At 38.8% G+C, this 19,466-nt stretch carries 16 protein-coding genes and 3 pseudogenes; 10 read left to right on the top strand and 9 right to left on the bottom strand.

All coding sequences use genetic code 11. The features are described 5' to 3' along the window. Window positions 1-14: 14 nt before the first annotated feature. From AA980_RS12270 to yedE, 3 genes are all read right to left on the bottom strand, one after another. Window positions 15-353, bottom strand: a complete 339-nt coding sequence (locus tag AA980_RS12270; RefSeq protein ID WP_024027353.1) for a DsrE family protein — start codon at window positions 351-353, stop codon at window positions 15-17. A gap of 27 nt (window positions 354-380) precedes the next feature. Continuing rightward, window positions 381-560, bottom strand: coding sequence for a sulfurtransferase TusA family protein (locus AA980_RS26330; protein ID WP_268926625.1), 180 nt, complete (start codon window positions 558-560; stop codon window positions 381-383). 69 nt (window positions 561-629) lie between these two features. Further along, a complete protein-coding gene (gene yedE, locus AA980_RS12265; RefSeq protein ID WP_024027355.1) occupies window positions 630-1,859 on the bottom strand; it encodes a selenium metabolism membrane protein YedE/FdhT in 1,230 nt (409 codons plus the stop codon). A gap of 383 nt (window positions 1,860-2,242) precedes the next feature. On the opposite strand from yedE, the gene AA980_RS12260 reads away from it, so the two are divergent. The 3 genes from AA980_RS12260 to AA980_RS12250 all read left to right on the top strand — a co-directional run bounded on the left by AA980_RS12260 (window position 2,243) and on the right by AA980_RS12250 (window position 6,111). Continuing rightward, a complete protein-coding gene (locus tag AA980_RS12260; RefSeq protein WP_024027356.1) occupies window positions 2,243-3,637 on the top strand; it encodes a vWA domain-containing protein in 1,395 nt (464 codons plus the stop codon). 27 nt (window positions 3,638-3,664) lie between these two features. Beyond that, window positions 3,665-4,360 carry a hypothetical protein gene (locus tag AA980_RS12255; protein WP_024027357.1) on the top strand — a complete coding sequence of 232 codons (696 nt, stop codon included), beginning with the start codon at window positions 3,665-3,667 and terminating at the stop codon, window positions 4,358-4,360. A 230-nt stretch (window positions 4,361-4,590) separates the two neighbouring features. Further along, window positions 4,591-6,111 (top strand): RNA-guided endonuclease InsQ/TnpB family protein, encoded by a 1,521-nt coding sequence (locus AA980_RS12250; RefSeq protein WP_024027358.1) that lies wholly within the window; start codon window positions 4,591-4,593, stop codon window positions 6,109-6,111. A 270-nt stretch (window positions 6,112-6,381) separates the two neighbouring features. Here the strand turns inward: AA980_RS12250 and AA980_RS12245 are convergent, their stop codons facing one another. Beyond that, window positions 6,382-6,882, bottom strand: coding sequence for a hypothetical protein (locus AA980_RS12245; protein ID WP_024027359.1), 501 nt, complete (start codon window positions 6,880-6,882; stop codon window positions 6,382-6,384). A 224-nt stretch (window positions 6,883-7,106) separates the two neighbouring features. On the opposite strand from AA980_RS12245, the gene AA980_RS25805 reads away from it, so the two are divergent. The 4 genes and pseudogenes from AA980_RS25805 (at window position 7,107) to AA980_RS26325 (ending at window position 11,306) form a co-directional block, all read left to right on the top strand. After that, window positions 7,107-7,874 (top strand): DUF5995 family protein, encoded by a 768-nt coding sequence (locus AA980_RS25805; RefSeq protein WP_152681140.1) that lies wholly within the window; start codon window positions 7,107-7,109, stop codon window positions 7,872-7,874. Window positions 7,875-7,944: 70 nt separating this feature from the next. Beyond that, complete coding sequence (locus AA980_RS12235) at window positions 7,945-9,687, top strand: hypothetical protein (protein ID WP_024027361.1); 1,743 nt, start codon at window positions 7,945-7,947, stop codon at window positions 9,685-9,687. 135 nt (window positions 9,688-9,822) lie between these two features. Next, window positions 9,823-10,044 (top strand): annotated as a pseudogene (locus AA980_RS28250) (LysR substrate-binding domain-containing protein); the annotation flags it as partial. Between the two features lie 68 nt (window positions 10,045-10,112). Then, window positions 10,113-11,306: a glycosyltransferase gene (locus AA980_RS26325; protein ID WP_160310250.1), complete on the top strand. Its 1,194-nt coding sequence runs from the start codon at window positions 10,113-10,115 to the stop codon at window positions 11,304-11,306. On the opposite strand, the gene AA980_RS26320 is transcribed toward AA980_RS26325, so the two are convergent. From AA980_RS26320 to AA980_RS12200, 5 genes and pseudogenes are all read right to left on the bottom strand, one after another. Beyond that, on the bottom strand, window positions 11,217-12,998 hold the full coding sequence (locus AA980_RS26320) for a recombinase family protein (protein ID WP_024027363.1): 1,782 nt from the start codon (window positions 12,996-12,998) through the stop codon (window positions 11,217-11,219). The genes AA980_RS26325 and AA980_RS26320 overlap by 90 nt on opposite strands. 160 nt (window positions 12,999-13,158) lie before the next feature. Further along, window positions 13,159-13,476, bottom strand: a pseudogene (locus AA980_RS12220) (DUF3888 domain-containing protein); the annotation flags it as partial. Between the two features lie 273 nt (window positions 13,477-13,749). After that, on the bottom strand, window positions 13,750-15,447 hold the full coding sequence (locus AA980_RS12215; RefSeq protein WP_024027365.1) for a M3 family oligoendopeptidase: 1,698 nt from the start codon (window positions 15,445-15,447) through the stop codon (window positions 13,750-13,752). A gap of 666 nt (window positions 15,448-16,113) precedes the next feature. After that, window positions 16,114-16,338, bottom strand: a pseudogene (locus AA980_RS28370) (transposase domain-containing protein); the annotation flags it as partial. 263 nt (window positions 16,339-16,601) lie between these two features. Then, a complete protein-coding gene (locus tag AA980_RS12200; protein WP_034723448.1) occupies window positions 16,602-17,051 on the bottom strand; it encodes a MarR family winged helix-turn-helix transcriptional regulator in 450 nt (149 codons plus the stop codon). Window positions 17,052-17,238: 187 nt separating this feature from the next. Between AA980_RS12200 and AA980_RS12195 the strand changes: the two genes are divergently transcribed. The 3 genes from AA980_RS12195 to AA980_RS12180 all read left to right on the top strand — a co-directional run bounded on the left by AA980_RS12195 (window position 17,239) and on the right by AA980_RS12180 (window position 19,459). Beyond that, the gene (locus AA980_RS12195; RefSeq protein WP_024027369.1) at window positions 17,239-18,093 is read left to right on the top strand and encodes an alpha/beta fold hydrolase; all 855 of its coding nucleotides are present in this window, start codon (window positions 17,239-17,241) and stop codon (window positions 18,091-18,093) included. A 405-nt stretch (window positions 18,094-18,498) separates the two neighbouring features. Beyond that, the gene (locus tag AA980_RS12185; RefSeq protein ID WP_024027371.1) at window positions 18,499-18,774 is read left to right on the top strand and encodes a hypothetical protein; all 276 of its coding nucleotides are present in this window, start codon (window positions 18,499-18,501) and stop codon (window positions 18,772-18,774) included. A gap of 298 nt (window positions 18,775-19,072) precedes the next feature. Further along, window positions 19,073-19,459 (top strand): BlaI/MecI/CopY family transcriptional regulator, encoded by a 387-nt coding sequence (locus AA980_RS12180; RefSeq protein WP_024027372.1) that lies wholly within the window; start codon window positions 19,073-19,075, stop codon window positions 19,457-19,459. Window positions 19,460-19,466: the final 7 nt, after the last annotated feature.

The following is a 19,466-nucleotide window of genomic DNA, read 5'->3' as shown; positions in this document are numbered from 1 at the left end:
AACCTCTTAGAAAATCAAGATAATGTAATTACTTCATATTTTGAGGCTAACTCAATAAATTGCGCCATCCCGCTGATTTTCCCAGCTGTGAGCTTATCATTTAGCTCATAATAGTCTACACATGTTTTACAAGCAAGAACATCAATACCCTTTTCTTCCAGTTCTTTTAATTGGAGAGAAACAAGCGAGTTTTCCGTTAATGTAAACACACCACGGTTCATGCAAAAAACAGCCACAGGCAGTTCTTCCTTTTGCTTAAGAATAGTAAAGAAGGTTTCTAATATTCCTTCTCCTAGTTCTGTGTCACCTTTGCCAAGCTGATCTGAAGCAAGTAAAATTACCTTGTTTTTCAATTACTCCACCTCACTGATTTCATAATGCTATTTAATAACCTTAATATAAAAATAAATATCCTGCCCGACTTTTTGTGGTTCTGTCAGAAGCTGGTAGCCATGTTTGACGGCTTCTTCCGGAACACTTCGAAAGGATTGCGGACAATCTGCGATGACTTGTAAGACTTCCCCGATTTTCATGGTTTTTAGCGCATCCAGCGCAAAAATGACAGGGTATGGTCATGGCTCGCCGCGAATATCCAGAGTGTAGTTGACATCGATCACCTGGGACATGTATTAAGCCTCCTTTGTAACGTGAGAAATTCGTTCCGTTTTTTGAAGATGAATTCCCTTTCCGTAACGGAACCGCTTTTGCCACCAATTTGATAGGAGGAACCAAGCAGCTAGCATGGCCAGCGTTCCGAACAGAGCTCCCATAGGCCCCCATTGTTCGATTAGGTTCACTTTTGGCCAATTCTCGACAAGGGCATGATAGATACCGAGATGATCCCAGCCATAGGCGAGAGCTGTAGCACCGACGATATTACCAGCGCCTACTACCCAGTATAGCAATTGGCCTTCCATTGCCCGATACATCATGCCCGTCTCACAGCCGCCGGCAAGGACAATGCCAAACCCGAATAGGAGTCCGCCGATTGCTGTGCTAGGAGCAGCCATTTTGATTATGGAGACAGAGCCATTTTGAATATAAATAAAGGTTACGATAACACTGATCATCATTCCAACAGCAATCGCTTTGGACATGACAGCCCTCCCGCTGACCCATAAATCGCGGAAAGCTGAAGTGAAACAAATTTGTCCTCGTTCAATTAGAATTCCAAACAGGGCTCCTGCTATACAGGCAACTGCTAGGAGTGATTTTCCTGTTGCGAAAAAGTAGAGAATAAGTGCAAGATACAAACAGGCAAAAATAAGACCTAACACCGGCTGAATATTCCTTTTTTTGATAGGCTGGGTGTTGACCGGTTTCATCGGGCCTCTCGTCAAGGTTGGTTTTCCCCGCCACCATTTGGTGTTCACGATTTTGACGCCAAAATAGGTTCCTATGGCAGTGGTCAACATAAAGATCCAGGAATGGAATGAGAACTGAGGCACACCCGTAAAAAAGGCCGCCAAATTGCATCCTAGAGCAAGGCGTGCACCAAATCCTGCAATGATTCCGCCAATAAATCCCTGAACTAAACGCCGTTTTTGTTTTGGTACGCGGATCTTAAAACTGTTGCTTAGTAAAATCGTAATCAGTGCGCCAACGAGCATTCCAATGACAATCCAGCCATCGGTCCTGCTGATGGGAGTCCCTTCGATGCCCACCAGTTGAAAATACGCCCAATGTGACACATCAACGCCAAACCATTGTAACATATGTCCGCCTAATCTGGTGAATTCCCCCGTAACCGCCCAAACTGTACCTGTAATTCCGAAGTACAAGGCACTGATCAGACCTGCAATACTGATGGCAATGTAGGGATTCCAGTATTCCTTGAAGATTTTACGGTAAACATTCATTTAAATAAATCTCCTCCTTTTTTTTCGCATAGCATCGGCCATGGTGGCCTGCCCTTTTTGCCAATAACTTGTAAAATACGCTTTAGAAAAAGTCCAAGAATGCTGTTGCATACAAAAATGCCCGGAGATATCCAGGGCATTCTTAGGGCTTCAATTACTCTCTAATATAGCGGTAAGCATGGCTATAACGCAATTCAAATTATCAATATAATAGATTAATAAATATCGAAATATTAGATAATGTGGATTATAGAGTAAAAGTCTCCTTCAATTTTTTTAATACTCTACATAACTTGGTATAAATCGTGCCAAAAGTCTTAGAAACCGAACGTCCCTTATAACGTATAGAAAATAACGGTATTTTTCTAGAAAGAGGGGAAGAGATGAATATTTTAAAAAGGGGCGCAATACTAGTGTGTATTTTGTCCTTAGTAGTAATCGCAGCTTGTGCAAAGGATCAAACACAAACGGAGAATCGAAAGTCCGCTAAAGCAACGAAAGCCGAGGAAACAGCGGAGGATAGGATTCCGACTGCCGCGAGAACAGTCGAAGAAATGGTTGATCAAAAAGCTGGTGTGTTGGTCGAAAAGCATATGGACCAGAAGTTGGAAACACTTGGGGGCTGGGACGGTCAGCAATACCTGGATTTTCTGGAGAATACGTTCAATCCCATTGCCGATAAGGAGTTTAAAGCTTATTTTACTAAGCATAAAAACCTAAGCGGTGAGCAAGTATATGATTTCCTTGTTCATAAGCTCGGTTCAGGAAATTATAAAAATTATTATGAGCAATTAGTTGCCTATGAACATGGGTTCGTGATGCCGGAATTGCCAAATGGTGAGGATGAGGTAACCACAAAACAAAAGAAAATGAATGTTCTAGTCTTAATGGATGCAAGCGGCAGTATGAAAGGGAGAATAGCCGGCAAAACAAAAATGGAGCTGGCGAAAGAGGCGATTGCCAAGTTCGTGGAGCAAATTCCCGATGACGCCAATGTCGCGTTGATCTCATATGGACATGTCGGTTCATCTGCCGATTCAGAAAGAATGGCATCCTGTTCGTCCGTGGACTCGGTGTACCCGCTATCAGCCTATCAAGCTGAAAACTTCACAAACTCGTTACGTTCTTTTCAGGCGAGCGGCTGGACTCCATTAGCCGGGGCAATCAATAAAGCGGGAGAAATCCTGCAGGCCTATCCTTCAGATGACTACTCGAATCTAGTTTATATAGTGAGTGACGGAGTGGAAACCTGTGATGGAGACCCCGTTGCTGCGGCGGCGCAGCTTCAAAGTCAAAATATCAAAGCAAAGGTCAATATTATTGGATTCAACGTAGATAACGAAGGTCAGCAACAACTAAAACAAGTGGCCGATTCGGGTGGGGGAGAGTATGTCACGGTAGAGGATCCCGCTGAACTTGAAGTTCAAATTACGAAAAAATGGCAGCCGACAATTGGACAGCTTGTTTGGACGCAGGGGGTGACGATGCAGCAAATGATCAAGGCGATGGAGCGAATGAATCAGATTTATAATCCTTTATTCACTGCCTCCGATGCAGAATGGAATCGCATCAAACATGCCGCCTATTTCTTGCATGATGAGAAATTGATAGCAGATGACGTCGAGAAACAAGTCCTGCAATTAGCGGATTCGCGCCATGAGTTGCGTAATCAACACTTCAAAGAAATAAAGAAGGACAAGGAGTCGGAAAGAGAGCAAACGGAGAAGGAAATTAATGCAAAGGTCGAAGAATGGCGTCAGCAATGGAAAAAGGAGTAAAGGAAAAGTCACTTTGTTCAAGGTGTGGTGCCCGGTCAGTTTTCTTCCCCAGCCGGGCCGCCATTTTTGCTTGATGTTCACGATGAATTTCGAGAATTTTTAGAAGGGGGAGCAGTAAATGTCGATAAAGCTAGAAAAGAAAAAGAAGAGAAAGCGCGGTTTCCGTCAGTGGAGAATAAAAGGGAAGCCATTGCTGTCGTAATCCTATTCATTGGCGTATTTTTTTTAATTTTAACGTTCATTTTGTGGGGTGTATCCAAGCTAACCGAAGGAAACTTCATTCTGTCGGAAATGATGGGTGCTTACTGTGCTGCCAGCATGTGTCTCTGCTTTGGGCTTATTTTTTTGGGGATGATGGTTGGCACAAGAAACTGGTTTGGCAAGATTGTTTGTTTACTCGTCGCAGCTGTGATGATGTCAGCGAGCTATCACTTTTTGGAAACCTCGATCCTTCTCTATAAAGATAAAGCGGCTTTTGAAAACAAGCAGTTTGAAAAGCTGGTCGCAATCCCAACCGGGGTGGAGTACGATGACCCCGATTACGGAACTGAATATGTAATGGAATTGGAATTTGACGATCTCACCATTGATATTTATAATTTGAATATTTCAAGAAACTATTATGCAGCCAACTTTTCCGGAAAACCGCTCGAAATTGCCTATCTCCCGAACAGCCACTTTGCTGTTAGTGTGAAGGAATATCTTGGGGAAGCGATGGAATAAGTTTTAATTCTATTTTCATGAATGAATAAGGCTTTCTTGAAAAACGAATCTTCGAAGATTGAACCGTGTTAAAGACCAAAAATGTAAAGAAAGAAGTTTTCCACTTTTTGATTCTTCTTATCATTTTGTTTGCATATGCAATTATTTCTTGAAATGAGTAAATACTTTGTATTCTATCAATCTATTTGATATAATGGGAACATGTGTTCCTTTTCGAGGAGGTGAAAAGATTGTATAGCACCTATAAAATACAAATCCATTCAGATCATAAATTATTCGATTATTGTGATTCTCTCTGTTTCAAAGCGAAAAATTTGTATAATATTACGAATTACTATGTTCGACAGGTATATACTGCTCTGAAGGCAGAAAAGAAAAATGAAAATCAGCTACAAGTACTGATGGATATAGAAACACATCTACCTATAATGAATGAAATTCGACTGAAACACTATGAAAAGGAAATGGAAAAGCCTAAGAAAGTAGATAAAAAGGGCAAGGAACTGGAACCGAAGCTAAAACTCTTTAATATGCCAACCAAAGAACAATCATTCATTGGGTATAGTTTTGTAGAGGCTCTATTTAAAGTCATGAAGCAGATTGATTACATTTCCATGCCGTCTCAGTCTAATCAACAAACGATGAAAAAAGTATTTGATGATTGGAAGAGTTTTTTCGAAGCGTCCAAAAAATACAAAATCAATCCAGGCTGCTTTTCGGGTAAACCAAAGATTCCTAAATATAAAACAAAAACAGGCAGAACAACGTGTTATTTAACGAATCAAATCACAGCAATCAAGGAAGGAAATGTACTTAAGTTGCCGGGAACTAGCCTTCAACTGAAATTAGGAAAGATAGACCTTTCTGAAGGGAAGCTGCAACAAGTCAGGATTGTACCTTTTTATGGTCGATATGTGGTGGAAATCGTTTTTAAAGCTGAACAGCAAGAAAAGGCGATTGTAAGAACAGCAGAACAAAACAATCATTTTATTTTCAAACCGAAAAAAGTAATGGGTATTGATTTAGGAGTAGATAACCTGGCAACTATTGTCGATAACTTAGGGCTTAAACCTCTGCTTATCAAGGGTACATGGTTAAAATCCATCAATCAATACTATAATAAATTACGAGCCAATTACATGGGTATCATTCGACACGGAAAGAGTCCAAAAGAAGGCGTATTTATGACGAACCGTTTGGTTGCGTTGGACCGAAAAAGAAACAATCGAGTGATGGATTTCTTACACAAGGCAAGTGTCAAAGTGGTAACTATTGCCGTAGAAAGAGACATTGACACCATCATTATTGGTAAAAACTCGGGGTGGAAATTAGACGTTAACATGAGAAAGTCAGCAAAACAAACCTTCATCCAAATCCCCTACACAACATTCATTGACATGATTCGCTACAAAGCCGAACGCAAAGGAATTCAGGTCATTATCCGCGAAGAAAGCTACACATCCAAGTCATGTTTTATAACAAAGGACCCGATTCCGACATTTGGTGAGGAACACCAAACAACTTTTAGCGGACAAAGAGTGAAAAGAGCCTTTTACAAAATCACAGGGTCAAAGATTCAAATACACGCTGATGTCAATGGGGCGTTCAATATTGTTAGGAAACATGTTGGTGGCGCCTTTGAAGGACTTGATAAAAAACAATTCCTTCAATCTCCTAAGAAAATCATCATCTTGAAAAGTAAGAAAAAAGCAAAACGGAAGAAAAAAGCAAAGCTGAAGGCTTCGGCCTGATGTATTAGCGGGACCTGTGGTGGCCCACGTAAAGACAATGGGGCTTTTTAGCCTATTCTTTCGAAACCCCTAGCTTTAGCTATGGGGATACTCATTCATACTCCTGGATGGTTCCCAGTGGTGGATTAATTGCAATGGGGGATTTAACACTAGAGTGCAAGCATCAAATAACATATTTACCTTCAAGGAATTATTGGAACCATAAATGTGGATAAGAAAAGGTTGGGTAAATCCCAACCTTTTCTTAAGATTACTTAAACATATTGGCCGTTAGGTCCGTTCACGTCCGACCTTTTTATAATTAGTGAAAGAGGAGGCAAAGAATCCTGTTGGCTTTTCCCAATGATAAGGAAGATTTGGTGTCTTTTGATTAAAAATTTGAATCAATTCATCAAAATCTTTCATTTGCCAAAGATCAAATGCAACACCTTCAGTTGTTGTCACTTTAAAATAACTGTTCGTGGTTTCGTTATCTATACCGGAATATCTTTCATAATAATGCGTGCTTGCCACGTCTTCCCATTTATATTCTTTAACAGAAGTGCTTTTTTGCTTGTTTGTCACTTTGACAGTAAAACCATTTTGGCTGCAGACAACTGTCGTGTCATATCTCACATTGCGCTTGAAAAAGAGTAAAAGGACTCCGACCATAACAGCCAGTATCCCCAATAGACCATTAACGAATAAAAGCACGATTCCGATTACAATAAAGATACCGCCAGTCATAAATGAGCTAGAAGAGGATGTCCTGTTTGAAAACTCTTTCCCCATCGAAAAATATCCCCTCTTTCATAATTTATTTAAGGAAAATACTCTCCCCACATTCCAATGTATTACTTTCGGCCTATTTTAGAACCTTGGTATAGGCGTACATAACCTCTTTTTTTGGGGGAGGAAAATCAGCTTGTTTATACGCAATAAACGTTGAATTCCATCATAGAAATAGACGTAGGCTATTTGGCTCATTCAGCTTTGGAAGGGGTGATTTGGTGGTATTGGCGGGTAAACAGGGTGACAAATTTCAAACGATCCAGCAGGTATTGGACGTCATGACAGAGAAACTTCTGGCTCTCCAGAGGAATGAAGATCACCGGGTGGTATTTCATCATGTCTATCTTTTAATGACAAAAGAAATGCAAAAACGTCTTTCATCCGGATTTTTCTTGGATTCAGATTGGATGGAACGTGTTCTAGTTGGATTTGCAAATTTTTATTTTCATGCTATCGATGCCTACGAGGCGGGATTACCCTGCCCTCCAGCATGGGATCTTGCCTTTCGTATCACATCTGAAAATAAAGGTTTAGTCTTGCTGGACGCATTACTGGGCATTAATGCTCATATCAACAGTGATTTGCCCGTGGTGATGTATGAGATTCTTAAAGAGGATCAGGCGTGGCCGGATGCTCGGATAATGCTGCGGCGCCATCAAGACCATAATCGAATAAACGACGTACTGAAGGATTTAATTGATATTGTTCAAGACGAGTTAGCCCTTCATTACGACCGTTTTATTCATCTGATTGACTTATTGATGGGGCGGCGAGATGAATCTTTTGCTTCCTTCGTTCTGAATCACTGCAGGACAAATGTTTGGTACAATACGGAGCTGTTACTTGATGCATCTGATGAGGATCAAAGGAATTTTCTAAGGCAGCAAATTGAAAACGATGCCCACACGATTGGTTTAAAGATTGCCGACTCCCGTCCCTTAAAATTTACAAAATACCTTTCATTTTTTACAAAAAAGAAGCGATGGCTCTAACCCAGTCCTATTCTAGTTCAAACGTTTATTAATAAATGATTTGAGATTCATTGGGGAGGATTACATGATAATGGGTGAAACACAAGTTTCTAAAAAAAGGTTACAATCCAATTTTCTTTTACTATTGAATCGACATCATCAATCTCTCTTTTTATATGGACTTATTCAGATTGCCGCAGCTGTGATCATTTCTTCTTTGTCATGGACAACAAAAGAACAGCTGATCCTTCCGGAAACGAAAGAAGTTTTTAGCCATCCTACTCTGATTGTTTTATTTATTGCACTGCTATTAATCAATGCAATGGTCTTTGCCTTAATCGGTGCTACTTACGGTGCCTTTTGGTTTCGGTTAGGCATTACTAGTATTGTTGCGATTCTCCTCCTAGTATTTGGTTGGAGAATCGGGGCATTTTCCTTCATAGTACTTCCAGTTTTATTCATTGTGGGGTATGTCATGTGGAGGGGTTCACGGCCGATCCCTGATCATCATACGGTAAAAGATCTTGTAATCCTCTATTCGATCATGATCATAGGGTGGTTTCTGGTTGTTGTCTTTGGAATTCGTGTCAAAGATATGTCCATTTTCGTTACCTTGTACTTTGGCATTTCTCAGTTACTAGTATTCGCTTCTATTCTTCCTATTCCCCAAATATTAATGTCTGGTGTGGATTTGGCGGATTTAACGCATACGGTTGTAGAAAGGATTACTTCCCTATGTGCCCGAATGGGGAACCATGGGGTTATTGTTGCTCTTCTTGCTACTTCAATGGTGAAAGTAGGTTTCATTGTTTGGAATGGCGGATTGAATTCGTTCAGCAGTTGGATTATGCCCGGCATATTTTTACTATGCTTCGTGTGTTTAGTCTTATTTTGTCCAAAACGATTACTCGATTTCAAACCTCAATTTAAACATTGGTTGTTTTTGACTGGATTTATTTTTCCGATTCCAATTGGATTCTTCCTTATCTTTGTTATGCTTGGCGGGAATGTATCCACCGATTCAGTTGGTTCAGTTCTAATTGCTGGAATCGGACCAATCGGTCTGATTTTATCTGGAGTGCTTGCCTTCTTTCCTAAAAAGCGCCCTTTTTCCATTTTTATTACGCTAATGGCTATATGGGCATTGCTTACTTTCAGTTTTGATCCACTTTGTAAATTTATTTTCGGTACAGGAATGAAAGGTTTGAATCTTTGGGATCTAGATGGAATTGCCGCGACTTTCTTCATTTTATGGAGCATTTGGCTGCTTTACCAGCGGAAATCATCAACTCTGCTTACAACTTCATTGAAATTTTCCCTGTTCTTAAGCGGCTGTTTTTTGCTTGACCAAATGTTGAACCAGCAATTTGCCATTGCTGAACTCTATTCGCTCTTCCAAATATTGACCTATCTTGCCATTTATCAGTTTATTGCGAGTCCCAAGCACCTAAGGTGGTCCCAGGTACTCTTGTGGTTCGTATCCATTGTCCTGTTGATTCATTGTATATGGATCAAGATTTTTCCGGATGGGCTAATCAATATAATTATGATTATGATCTTAATTATCTCCATGCTCTGGGATGTCCTCATAGCTGATGAAAAAATAACTGGAAATAGGGTCAATGGACCTAATCGTCCAGGTCTTCTTTTCCTTTATCTAGGAGTAGCCACCTGGACAATTGCTCAGATTGTATTTGCCAAAACAGGTAAAGGGACTGCTGTGTTGGAATGGGAGCCTCTTTTACTTTTGGGACTTTTTGTTGTTGGAATGCCGTGGGTTTTTTATAACTTTTTAATTGAAATCAAGACGAAACTGGGGGCAGATCCCCAATAAATTTAAAGATAAAGTGTGGGACGAGGGGACAGGAATGAACCTTGTCCCAATTACATATATTCTTGTACAGTTATATTAAGCAAATCCCAAAGGGGGCTTTTTGCAATTTTTTTCTAGAATGGTCAGTATTATTTAGAAGAAGTTTCTTCTATAATAGAATGTGTTTCAGCAGGGCGAGGGATATCCTTTACCCCTGATTTTAATTTGTTAAATATATCAAAAATAAAACTAGTTAAGATAATCAATCCTTATTGTTTTCGCACAATTGGAGTGGTTTTGAGAGAGAATAGTTATTTATCACCATCATCCAAAAAGTTCATATCTTATATTCGGAATTTCTATCTTCCAAAAAAATAAGAAAGACACGTATGCGATAATCAAGTATGGAAATGGAAGCTTTAATGAGTAGGAATGGGGAAAGAACCTTGAAAAAAAATGTACTGTTTATCAGCAGTTCCATAGGCCTTGGTCATGCAGCGAGGGATTTGGCAATTGCGAGAGAAATGAAAAAGAGAAACCCTGACATAGAAATTTCCTGGTTGGCCGGAGATCCAGCACTTACAGTGATAAAAGAGGCAGGCGAGAAACTGCTGCCGGAATGCGAGCTGCTGGGAAAGGACAGTTATTTAGCAGAAAAGGTGTCCAAAGGGTTTGGATTGAATGTAAATAAGTATTTGTTCACGGTACTATTAGAGTGGAGAAAAAGCATAATGGCCATAAGAAGGCTGACAAAAGAGAAAAAATTCGATTTAATTATTGCTGATGAAGCCTATGAATTGATATTAGCATTCTTATTCTTTCCAGGTATCAAGAGGAAAGCTCCTTTCGTGATGATTTATGATTTTTTTGGCTTCGATGCTACAACCAAAAGTCCCTTTGAGAAACTTGGTACCTATTTTTGGAATTTCGCCTGGATTACAGGGAATCGTACTCCATGGGTGGAAAATTTGTCTCTGTTTGTTGGGAATGCAGAGGATATTGCGGATAAATCCTATGGATTATTCTTGCCAAACGCCAGAAGACACGCTGAAAAGCATTATAAGTTTTTGGGTAACATTTTACCCTTTAACCCGCAGGATTATAGTAATACGGCAGAAGTTAAAAGCCGGCTGGGGTATGGAGCAGGCCCTCTTATTATATGTTCTGTAGGTGGAACTTCTATTGGAGCGGACCTTTTAAATCTATGCTCTCGCACCTACAGGATTTTAAAGGATAAGCTGCCTATGTTACAGATGGTGTTGATTTGCGGGCCAAGAATTGATCCTAAATCAATTACAGTTACTGAAGGAATTCAGATAAAGGGCTATGTGCCCAAATTATACGAGCATTTTGCCGCATGTGACCTTGCGATTGTCCAAGGTGGGGGAACGACAACGACAGAGTTAGTCGCTTTAAATAAGAACTTCCTGTACTTTCCTTTAGAAGAGCATTTTGAACAAAAGCTTGTCTCTGATAAACTGAAAAGGCTCGGTGCAGGAGTTAAAATGAGTTTTTCCGAAACAGACGAAATCACACTTTCAAAGGCTGTGTTAGAAAACTTGGGGAAGACAGTTGATTATCAGAAGTTGGATATTGACGGAGCAGTGAAAGCTGCAGAGATAATACAGCCATTCCTTTAAAATAAAGTAAATATAAGTATTTACTCTTTTTGAAATAACTTCATTTAGATTTATCGCGGTGAACCGTACCATAAATAGAGGCAAAAAAAGTCGAAGATAAGTTGGTGTTTTATCCCTTGAATCAGAAGTTGGAGCGGGAATTTCATTTGTATGTTCCGAATCAAGATACAGCATGTTGATAAGTGTAAATGTCTTGGACTGGTTTACTGCTGAAAAGTCAAAATCAAGTTCTATTTTATCAACGGTACGAGAACTACCGGCTGATTGTTTAATCGTTATCTTGTTTAGCAAAAGCTGAAAAAGTTGTTTTTTCTTTTCTCTTGAAGATTGTTGGAATACATGAACAAACCTTTCTAATAATTGTCCCACAACATCTGGAGGAATGACTTTTGCATCCGATGAACTTAGTTGAAGGCTAAGTTCATTTTTCTTTTGTTCTAAGTCGCTTTTCCACTTAGATACCTTCTGCAATCGTTCCTGTAATAATGAAACAGGGAAGAGATTTTGTTCATATGCCTCCATGTATTTTTCTTGTTTAGCAATGGTATCATTTAGTTCTGTTTCAATAATCCCTAACTGATCTTTTAATTGCACATTTGATTGAACCGTATCCTTATTAATATTTTCTATTGTTTGAATAAAGTTGGCTGAATCATATAAAAACTTTATTAAGCGGTTAATGACTGCATCTTCTGCATCGTAAGCCTTAATTGAATTCGCCTTACAGGCAGCAGATCCTTTGTTGTGGAAAACACCACATACATAATAGCGATGTTTTCGTTTGATGCCATCTTTTCGGGTATAGGTAGTGATGGACGGAACCATACCCTGACCACAATCGGGACATCGCATGAGGCTACTAATTAGGAAAGGATCTTGCGATTGACGTTGTTTAAATGACTTACTCTGTCTTCGGGCTTGTGTAAGATTCCAAAGCTCGTCTGAGATAATTGCTTTGTGTTTTCCATCAACTACAATGGGGTTCGGATTTTTGCCGCGCCTTCGCTTTATATCCCAGTTCTCAACTTGTAACCAACGAATTTTCCCTGCATAAACCTGGTTATCTAATATTGTAGCAATACCGTTGATTGAAAAGTGTTTATTACGCTTTGTCCTATAGCCTGCTTTGTTTAAATAATTAGTAATAGCTTTAAGTCCTTTACCTTCTACATATAAGGTAAAGACAAGTTGAACAATTTCTGCTTCTTGGGGGTTAATAACAAGCTCCTTTTCTACGGAATCATATCCGAAAATCACTCCACCATTCCAGTTGCCTTCCTTCGCTCTCTGTGTCATTCCTAGCTTCACATTTTCAGATAAAGTATTTCTCTCCATTTCGGCAATGGATGCTAGCAGCTGGATGACAAGTTTTCCGATTGGACTCGATGTATCAAAATTCTCAGAGTAGGAAATAAACTTTACATCATATTCCTCGAATTTGTCTAGCAGCATAAGGGTATCCAACATGTTACGTGAAAGACGTGATATTTTCCAGACAAGGATCGCTTGAAATTTTCCTTTTTCAACATCTGCAATAAGTCTTTGCATGGCATGCCGGCCTTTAATATCTTTACCACTTATACCCTCATCAACATATTCTTCTGAAATCTGCCATCCATAAAGGTTTGCATATTGACGTAAAGTTTGTAACTGGGCAGAAATACTGTAGCCTTCAGTGGCTTGAAAAAACAAATTATTTATATGGTTCAGTACCTAGATATTGAAGACCAGAATCTTTATAGTTAATACGATATTTGTACCTGATGAAAATCATGCAATTATCTCTTCTTTTTTTACTAAATTACATGTAGTTCTTGTTGCTTCTTTAAAGGGTAATATGAATGCAGCTTCTATAAGTCATTCGATCCTTCCCTACTGGAACGTGGTGTCCACCATCGGTAGGCTCAATATCAAATGTAGCTTCTAATATAAAGCCACGGAAGCCATTTACTCTTCTTGTTTCAATCACTTCAATTTTCCATGGATCTACTGCAGGTGAAAAGTCTTTTAAAATCTTCGGATAATAATAGTTATCCAAAACTTCGCTAATATAAGGAGCAAGCATGTTCATAAGCATGTCCTGTAATCTAAGTTCTTCAGAGTCTTGAGTTGGTTTAATTGATAAAACAGTTGTTGTTTGAAAGGAAACAATAAGAACAAGGGATAGTATAAAGTAAGCCCGAACTCAAACATTTTCATTCTTTGTGGTGAAGAGCTGTTTTTTAGCGACTCATGGGTGCTAACGGGGTGCTTTAACACTAAGAAATAAAATTAAAAGAGCCAAAAATATGCAAGTATTTATACACTACTTGCGTATTTTTGGCTTTTCCTGCATTTACAACAAATGTTGCCGTCAAAAAGAGGACATCTAATTTATCATCATTAGGACCAATTAACCTATCAGACTCACAATACTAAGCACTGTCTGGGTGCTCCCACATCATTAATGAATATCTTGAATGACTTTCTCCAGGAATTCGCCCATTCGCTTAACGGCTGGCTCTGAAAAATCAAAGCTGACCCCAGTTTCTTTATAAACCGCTGCGATGGATTGATTGTAGTTCGCACTGGCACCTTTTTTAAAGGATACGACGGCTTGCTCTGGGTTGTTTCGGTAATTTTCAAGAATTTGCAATGCACCAAGCATCGACATGGAGTATTCAATATTATAGAAAGGAACTTGGAAATAGTGAAGGGTGTCTGCCCAGCTCATCCCAATTTCTTTCTCAAGCCCAGACGTATCGACAGGGTTTAAGCCATACCGTTTTGAGATTTCAAAGAATTTTTCATCACGCTCTTTGGCCGTGTGTTGAGGATTCGTATACATCCAATGCTGAAAGAGGTCGCCTGATAATGGGCCAAATAACATTTTAAATGCCCGTCTCAGCTCTTCTCGCTGTGCACTCTTAAAATCTTCTTCTTCTGGATAAAAACGATCCAGCTTGTCTAATAAGAGCAATTCCATTCCATGAGAATACAGTTCACCAATTTCCATTCGGAGGTGATATTCTTCAGAAGGACCTTGCTCGGAAAACTCGAGGTACCCATTCACGGCATGGCCCATTTCATGAATTAGTGCGATAAGAGAGAAAAAGGATGGACTAAAGTTCGCGAAGACAAAGGTGTCCCCTGAAACAGGTAAGGAGGTACAGAAACCGCCGGGGCTTTTTCCTTTCCGATCTCCAAGATCTATTAACCCATGCTCTCTCATGTAATCAAAACGGTCTGCAAAGTATGGATCGGTTTTCCCTAACATCTCAGAAACGCCATTCATAAGATCTGACACATCGGAGTATGGCGGGTTTTTCATCAACTTAGCGGTGTTATCCCAAGGACGAAAGGTATCGACACCAAGCTCAGACTTAAAGACATTTGCCAGTCGGTTCCAAGCTGGGATAATATGTTTCTCTACATTTTCATGAAAGTCGTAACAATCTTGGACGCTATATTCACGATTTTTGACTACAAACATATAATCACGATAATTTTCAAAGCCTGCATTTAATGCAATTTGATGGCGAAGTTGAACCAGCTCATCCATGATGGCATCCATATCAGGCTTAATTTGACGGTGGGCTGACATCATTGCGCGATAAGCTTTTTCACGCACGGCTCTGTCTAGATGATCGAGTTGGGATTGGATAAATGGATAAGGCTTTTCTTCGTCATCCCATTCAACAGTTAATCCTCCCATAATTTCACTATACTTTGTATTAAGCTCTTGTTCTTTTACCATTAATGGAATGTTTTCTTCTCTGAACAGTTTCACCTTGGATTCGCGAAAGCGTCGCATTAAGCCATAACGGTTTTCATCTAATTTATTGAAATAAGGAGACTCACAGACTTTCTGATTCAATTTTGCTTCATATTTCATTAAAAGCGGCTGGATGACTTGCTGGTCATGTAGATACGTAGACTTGATATCCGCATCCTCTGTGTTCCGGTAGAAATCGACTTGGTGACCCGTCATTGCCTCCGCGATTTTCATCATTAAATCCTTTTCAGCTTGTAACCATTTTTCTAGGTCAGAAACGGATTCAATTTGAACATCAAGTAAACTTTGAATTTGAGCTTCGACCCCATCTACATCTTGTAAATCAATTAATTCTTTATAATAGTTCTGATTTAAATCCTGTGTCACAGATAACTCCCCTTTTTTTAATTATTTCAATTATCCCAATAGTTATATTATAGATTTCTAGGTAATAAATCTAGTTTTTTCATATGGTTCAACAAGTGATTACATTTTAATCGATAATAAAAATATGAGGAGGTCACGGAATCCCTCTCGGCTCCCGGATCGTTATTAATAATACGGCTTCCACAATGCTAAGACCACATTAACAAGAGCACCTATATGGACGATATCCAATCCGGTATAAAACTTAAATAAATACTTCCGGCTTTCTTCGATTAATAGCTCTTCCTTTACGAGGGAAGGGGTTAGTTTAGCTTTAAATCTATTCAATCTCGGAACAATATAACCTGCAAACAAGACAAGCATAACCGCAGCCAGTATTTGCTTAAGCACCAGCTTAAATTAGAGATTAATTTAAATCAGTAAACCCAATCTCCCACCTTTAAATGCACTATAACCAAAGAATTTACACTTAAATGAGAAAGTCTAGGGACGATTTACGAAGGAAAATTGCAGAGATATTGAAAGAAAGCAGGTGGATCGTGTATATTAACATGTTGTAAAATTACCTCTTTCTTATAATTATAAAAAAATAAGCGTACCTTAGGGTACGCATTACAAATAGCCGTAAATCTTGACTTTTTTAATCAAAATTACGGCTTATTACAGTTATTTGCTACATTCTGCCTTAATCATTTTTGACCAGGGCATGTATTGATCTAAAATTTCAGGGTTTTGATGGATTTCGAGATTCGGTAGATCCGTCAAAAGTTTCTTTAAATATGGATAGAAATCAACACCGTTACTTTTGGCAGTATCTGCGATACTCAAACAAATGGCATTCGCTTTTGCGCCGGCTGCACTAACACTAAAGAGCGAATTTTTTCTACCTAGCGTAACAAGATTATAAAACATTGCCATTTTCACGGATTCAAATGTCTATTGATAATGAACATAGCGACTCTTCTTATGGCGTCATAGAACAATTACTATGCTTTAGTTGAATAACATACTCCACAATCGGTCCCATTCTAGAATAAGCGTCTCTTTTCTTCTCAACTAATGAGCGTTTTAATCAACAAGGGTTTCGATAATAATGGTATCAAAAATAGAAAAAATCCACTTTTAGCTATTAGAGTGGATTTTTTCTATTGCCTCTATTTCTCAGCGGTTCCATTCAGCTGATGTAAAAGGCGCATGATTGTTTCGTTTATTTCATCCAATTCCTTTTTATTCATGCCAGTTGCGTCGAATAAGGATTGTGGAACACACGATGCCTTTTCCTGTAGGGCTTTACCAGCTTGCGTTATAAAAATGTTCATGACGCGTTCGTCCACTGTGTCACGGCGACGCTCGATGAGACCGGCAGCTTCCATACGTTTGAGTAGGGGAGTCAGTGTACCTGTATCAAGATTAAGCACTTCACCCAGCTCTTTAATTGTTCTTTGTGGCTTTTCCCACAAGGTAACTAAGACTAGATACTGAGGATAAGTGAGCTGAAGTTCATCTAGGTAAGGGCGATAAAGTCGTAAGATGGCCCGTGAACAGGCATACAATGAGAAACATAAGTGGTCCTCTAATTTAAGATTATGTGGGTTAGTTTCCATGGTTACACCTCTAATAATTAGTATTTCTCTCATTAATAATTTAACATACCTTCTGAATAAGAAAAAGTATTTTGCAAAATTTAATTGTTGACAACATTTTAAAATGAAGGTAAGATGAACTCGCAAATTAAGTTTTGCACAATACAATTTTGCGAAACTTAAAATAATAATAATGGAGGAATTTAAAATGAGTAAACTTACAGTAGGATTTGAAAATGGTGCACCGATTGAGCTTCACATTGAGGATGTAGGATCTGGAAAACCAGTAGTGTTAATCCATGGTTGGCCACTTAGTGGGGGATCTTGGGAAAAACAAGTACCAGCATTAGTTGAGGCTGGTTACCGAGTCATTACGTATGATCGTCGTGGATTCGGTCAGTCTTCACAGCCATGGAATGGGTATGAATATGATACATTTGCGGCAGACCTACACAAAATACTGGAGCATCTTGATCTTCGTGACGTAACATTGGTTGGCTTCTCGATGGGTGGAGGCGAGGTTTCTCGTTACATTGGTACTTACGGAACAGAGCGTGTATCAAGAGCTATACTAGCAGGGGCAGTACCTCCGTATCTTTACAAAACTGAGGATAATCCGGACGGCGGATTTGACGATGCATTAATCAAAGGCTTACAAGATGGAGTAAAGGCAGATCGAATTGCATTCCTCGATAACTTTACGACGAACTTCTTCGCATCTGGGGACAGAACGGATCTAGTGAGCGAAGAATTCCGATTATATAATCGTGACATTGCAGCATTTGCTTCACCAAAGGGCACACTTGACTGTATCGCAGCGTTTAGTAAAACAGACTTCCGTGGTGATTTAGATAAGTTCAACATACCAACACTAGTTATTCACGGTGATTCAGATGCCGTCGTTCCATTGGAAGTCAGCGGGCAAAAGGCGCATGAACGCATTCCGAACAGTCAGCTTGTGGTAATTAAAGGTGGTCCTCATGGGTTTAACGTGACGCACGCCAAGGAGTTCAACGCGGAACTGATTCAATTTTTGAATGCTACTGAATCAGATTCTATATAATAAATTTTAATATAAATAATGAAGGCATCAAATTGCGTGCCTTCATTTATATCAAAATCAGTGTTAACATACCTACTAAGTGGAGGTGAATGTAACATGAACTTGAATACTATTTTACTCATTACTTTAATGATATTGGTAATTCCCTTTATTATTTACTTTAAAAATACTGATAAGAAAGGGAAAATGCCTTTTATCTTCGCATGCTTTATTTATTTAATTATCGCTAGTCCTGTTATTTATGGAGTAATTAATCATAAAATAGTTCAATATGAAGATGCGGATATTGGTTTGGGTCTTTCATTTTTTACAACATGGTTTCTTACAATCTGTGCATTTTTAATCTCGATATATTTCTTAATTAAAGAGAGAAGTAAATAATATAGTTTGGAGGTTTCATGGTAAGTGGAATACATTCTCATAATCATAGCTTTTCTTATTATAATAAAATTATTGGCTAAGGTGGATAAATTAGAAGGTAGTATAAAAAGAATGCAATACACCTTAGACCAATTAACCCAACAATCGGGACTACCTAAAAATCCAATAAATGATGAACTACGTAAGCTAATAAAAGAGGGCGAAGACATAAAAGCAGTTAAAAAAGCAAGAGAAACTTTAGGTCTTTCACTGTTAGAAGGAAAAGAATATATTGATAGGTTAAAATCCGATAACAGATAATGCTTAGCTTATGCAAAAAGCACAAAACGAGAGACCTAATTAGAAAGATTGAGAAATGTGGTGCAGCTGCACTGCCTTAATAAAAAAGTCATTTGATGAACGTTTACGGCAAATGTTAAATGAGATGGAAGACATAGGTAGAGTAATTGGTGCCTATGCCTTCTTTTTGTTTTGAAAATGTACTTTATTACTCATTTTTCCTTCCTGTTATTCAATTTGGAAAATAAAGGACGTTGACAACTCTGTCCTACAAGCGTAGTCTTTATTGTAGATTACACTTGTAGGATGGAGGAGAAAGATGAAGAAAGCAGAGTGCAATATATCTGATGCAGAGTGGATTGTAATGAAGGTGCTATGGGAAGAAACTCCATCTCCATTAACTTCTGCGAAGATAGTAGAGGCTGTAAGTTCTAATAAGAAATGGAGTCCCAAAACAATTCATTCATTAATAAGTAGACTGGTAAAGAAAGGTGCTATAGGTGTAAATAAGGAGATGCCTCTTTATAAGTATTATCCTTTGGTAGATAAAAGAGACTGTGTACTGGAAGAAACAAGGTCGTTTATTCAAAAGGTATACGATGGTTCTATCCACCTTATGCTCGCCAATTTTATAAAAGAAGAGAAGATTTCTGAGAAGGAAATAGAAGAACTGGAAAGATTGCTTCATAAAAAAAATAACGATTAAAAGGCAG

The sequence above is a fragment of the Neobacillus vireti genome (genome assembly GCF_001026695.1).
GTDB classification, from domain to species: Bacteria; Bacillota; Bacilli; order Bacillales; family Cytobacillaceae; genus Neobacillus; species Neobacillus vireti.
The sequence above is the reverse complement of the archived record's forward strand: the minus strand, read 5'-3'. Positions and strand labels throughout refer to the sequence as shown.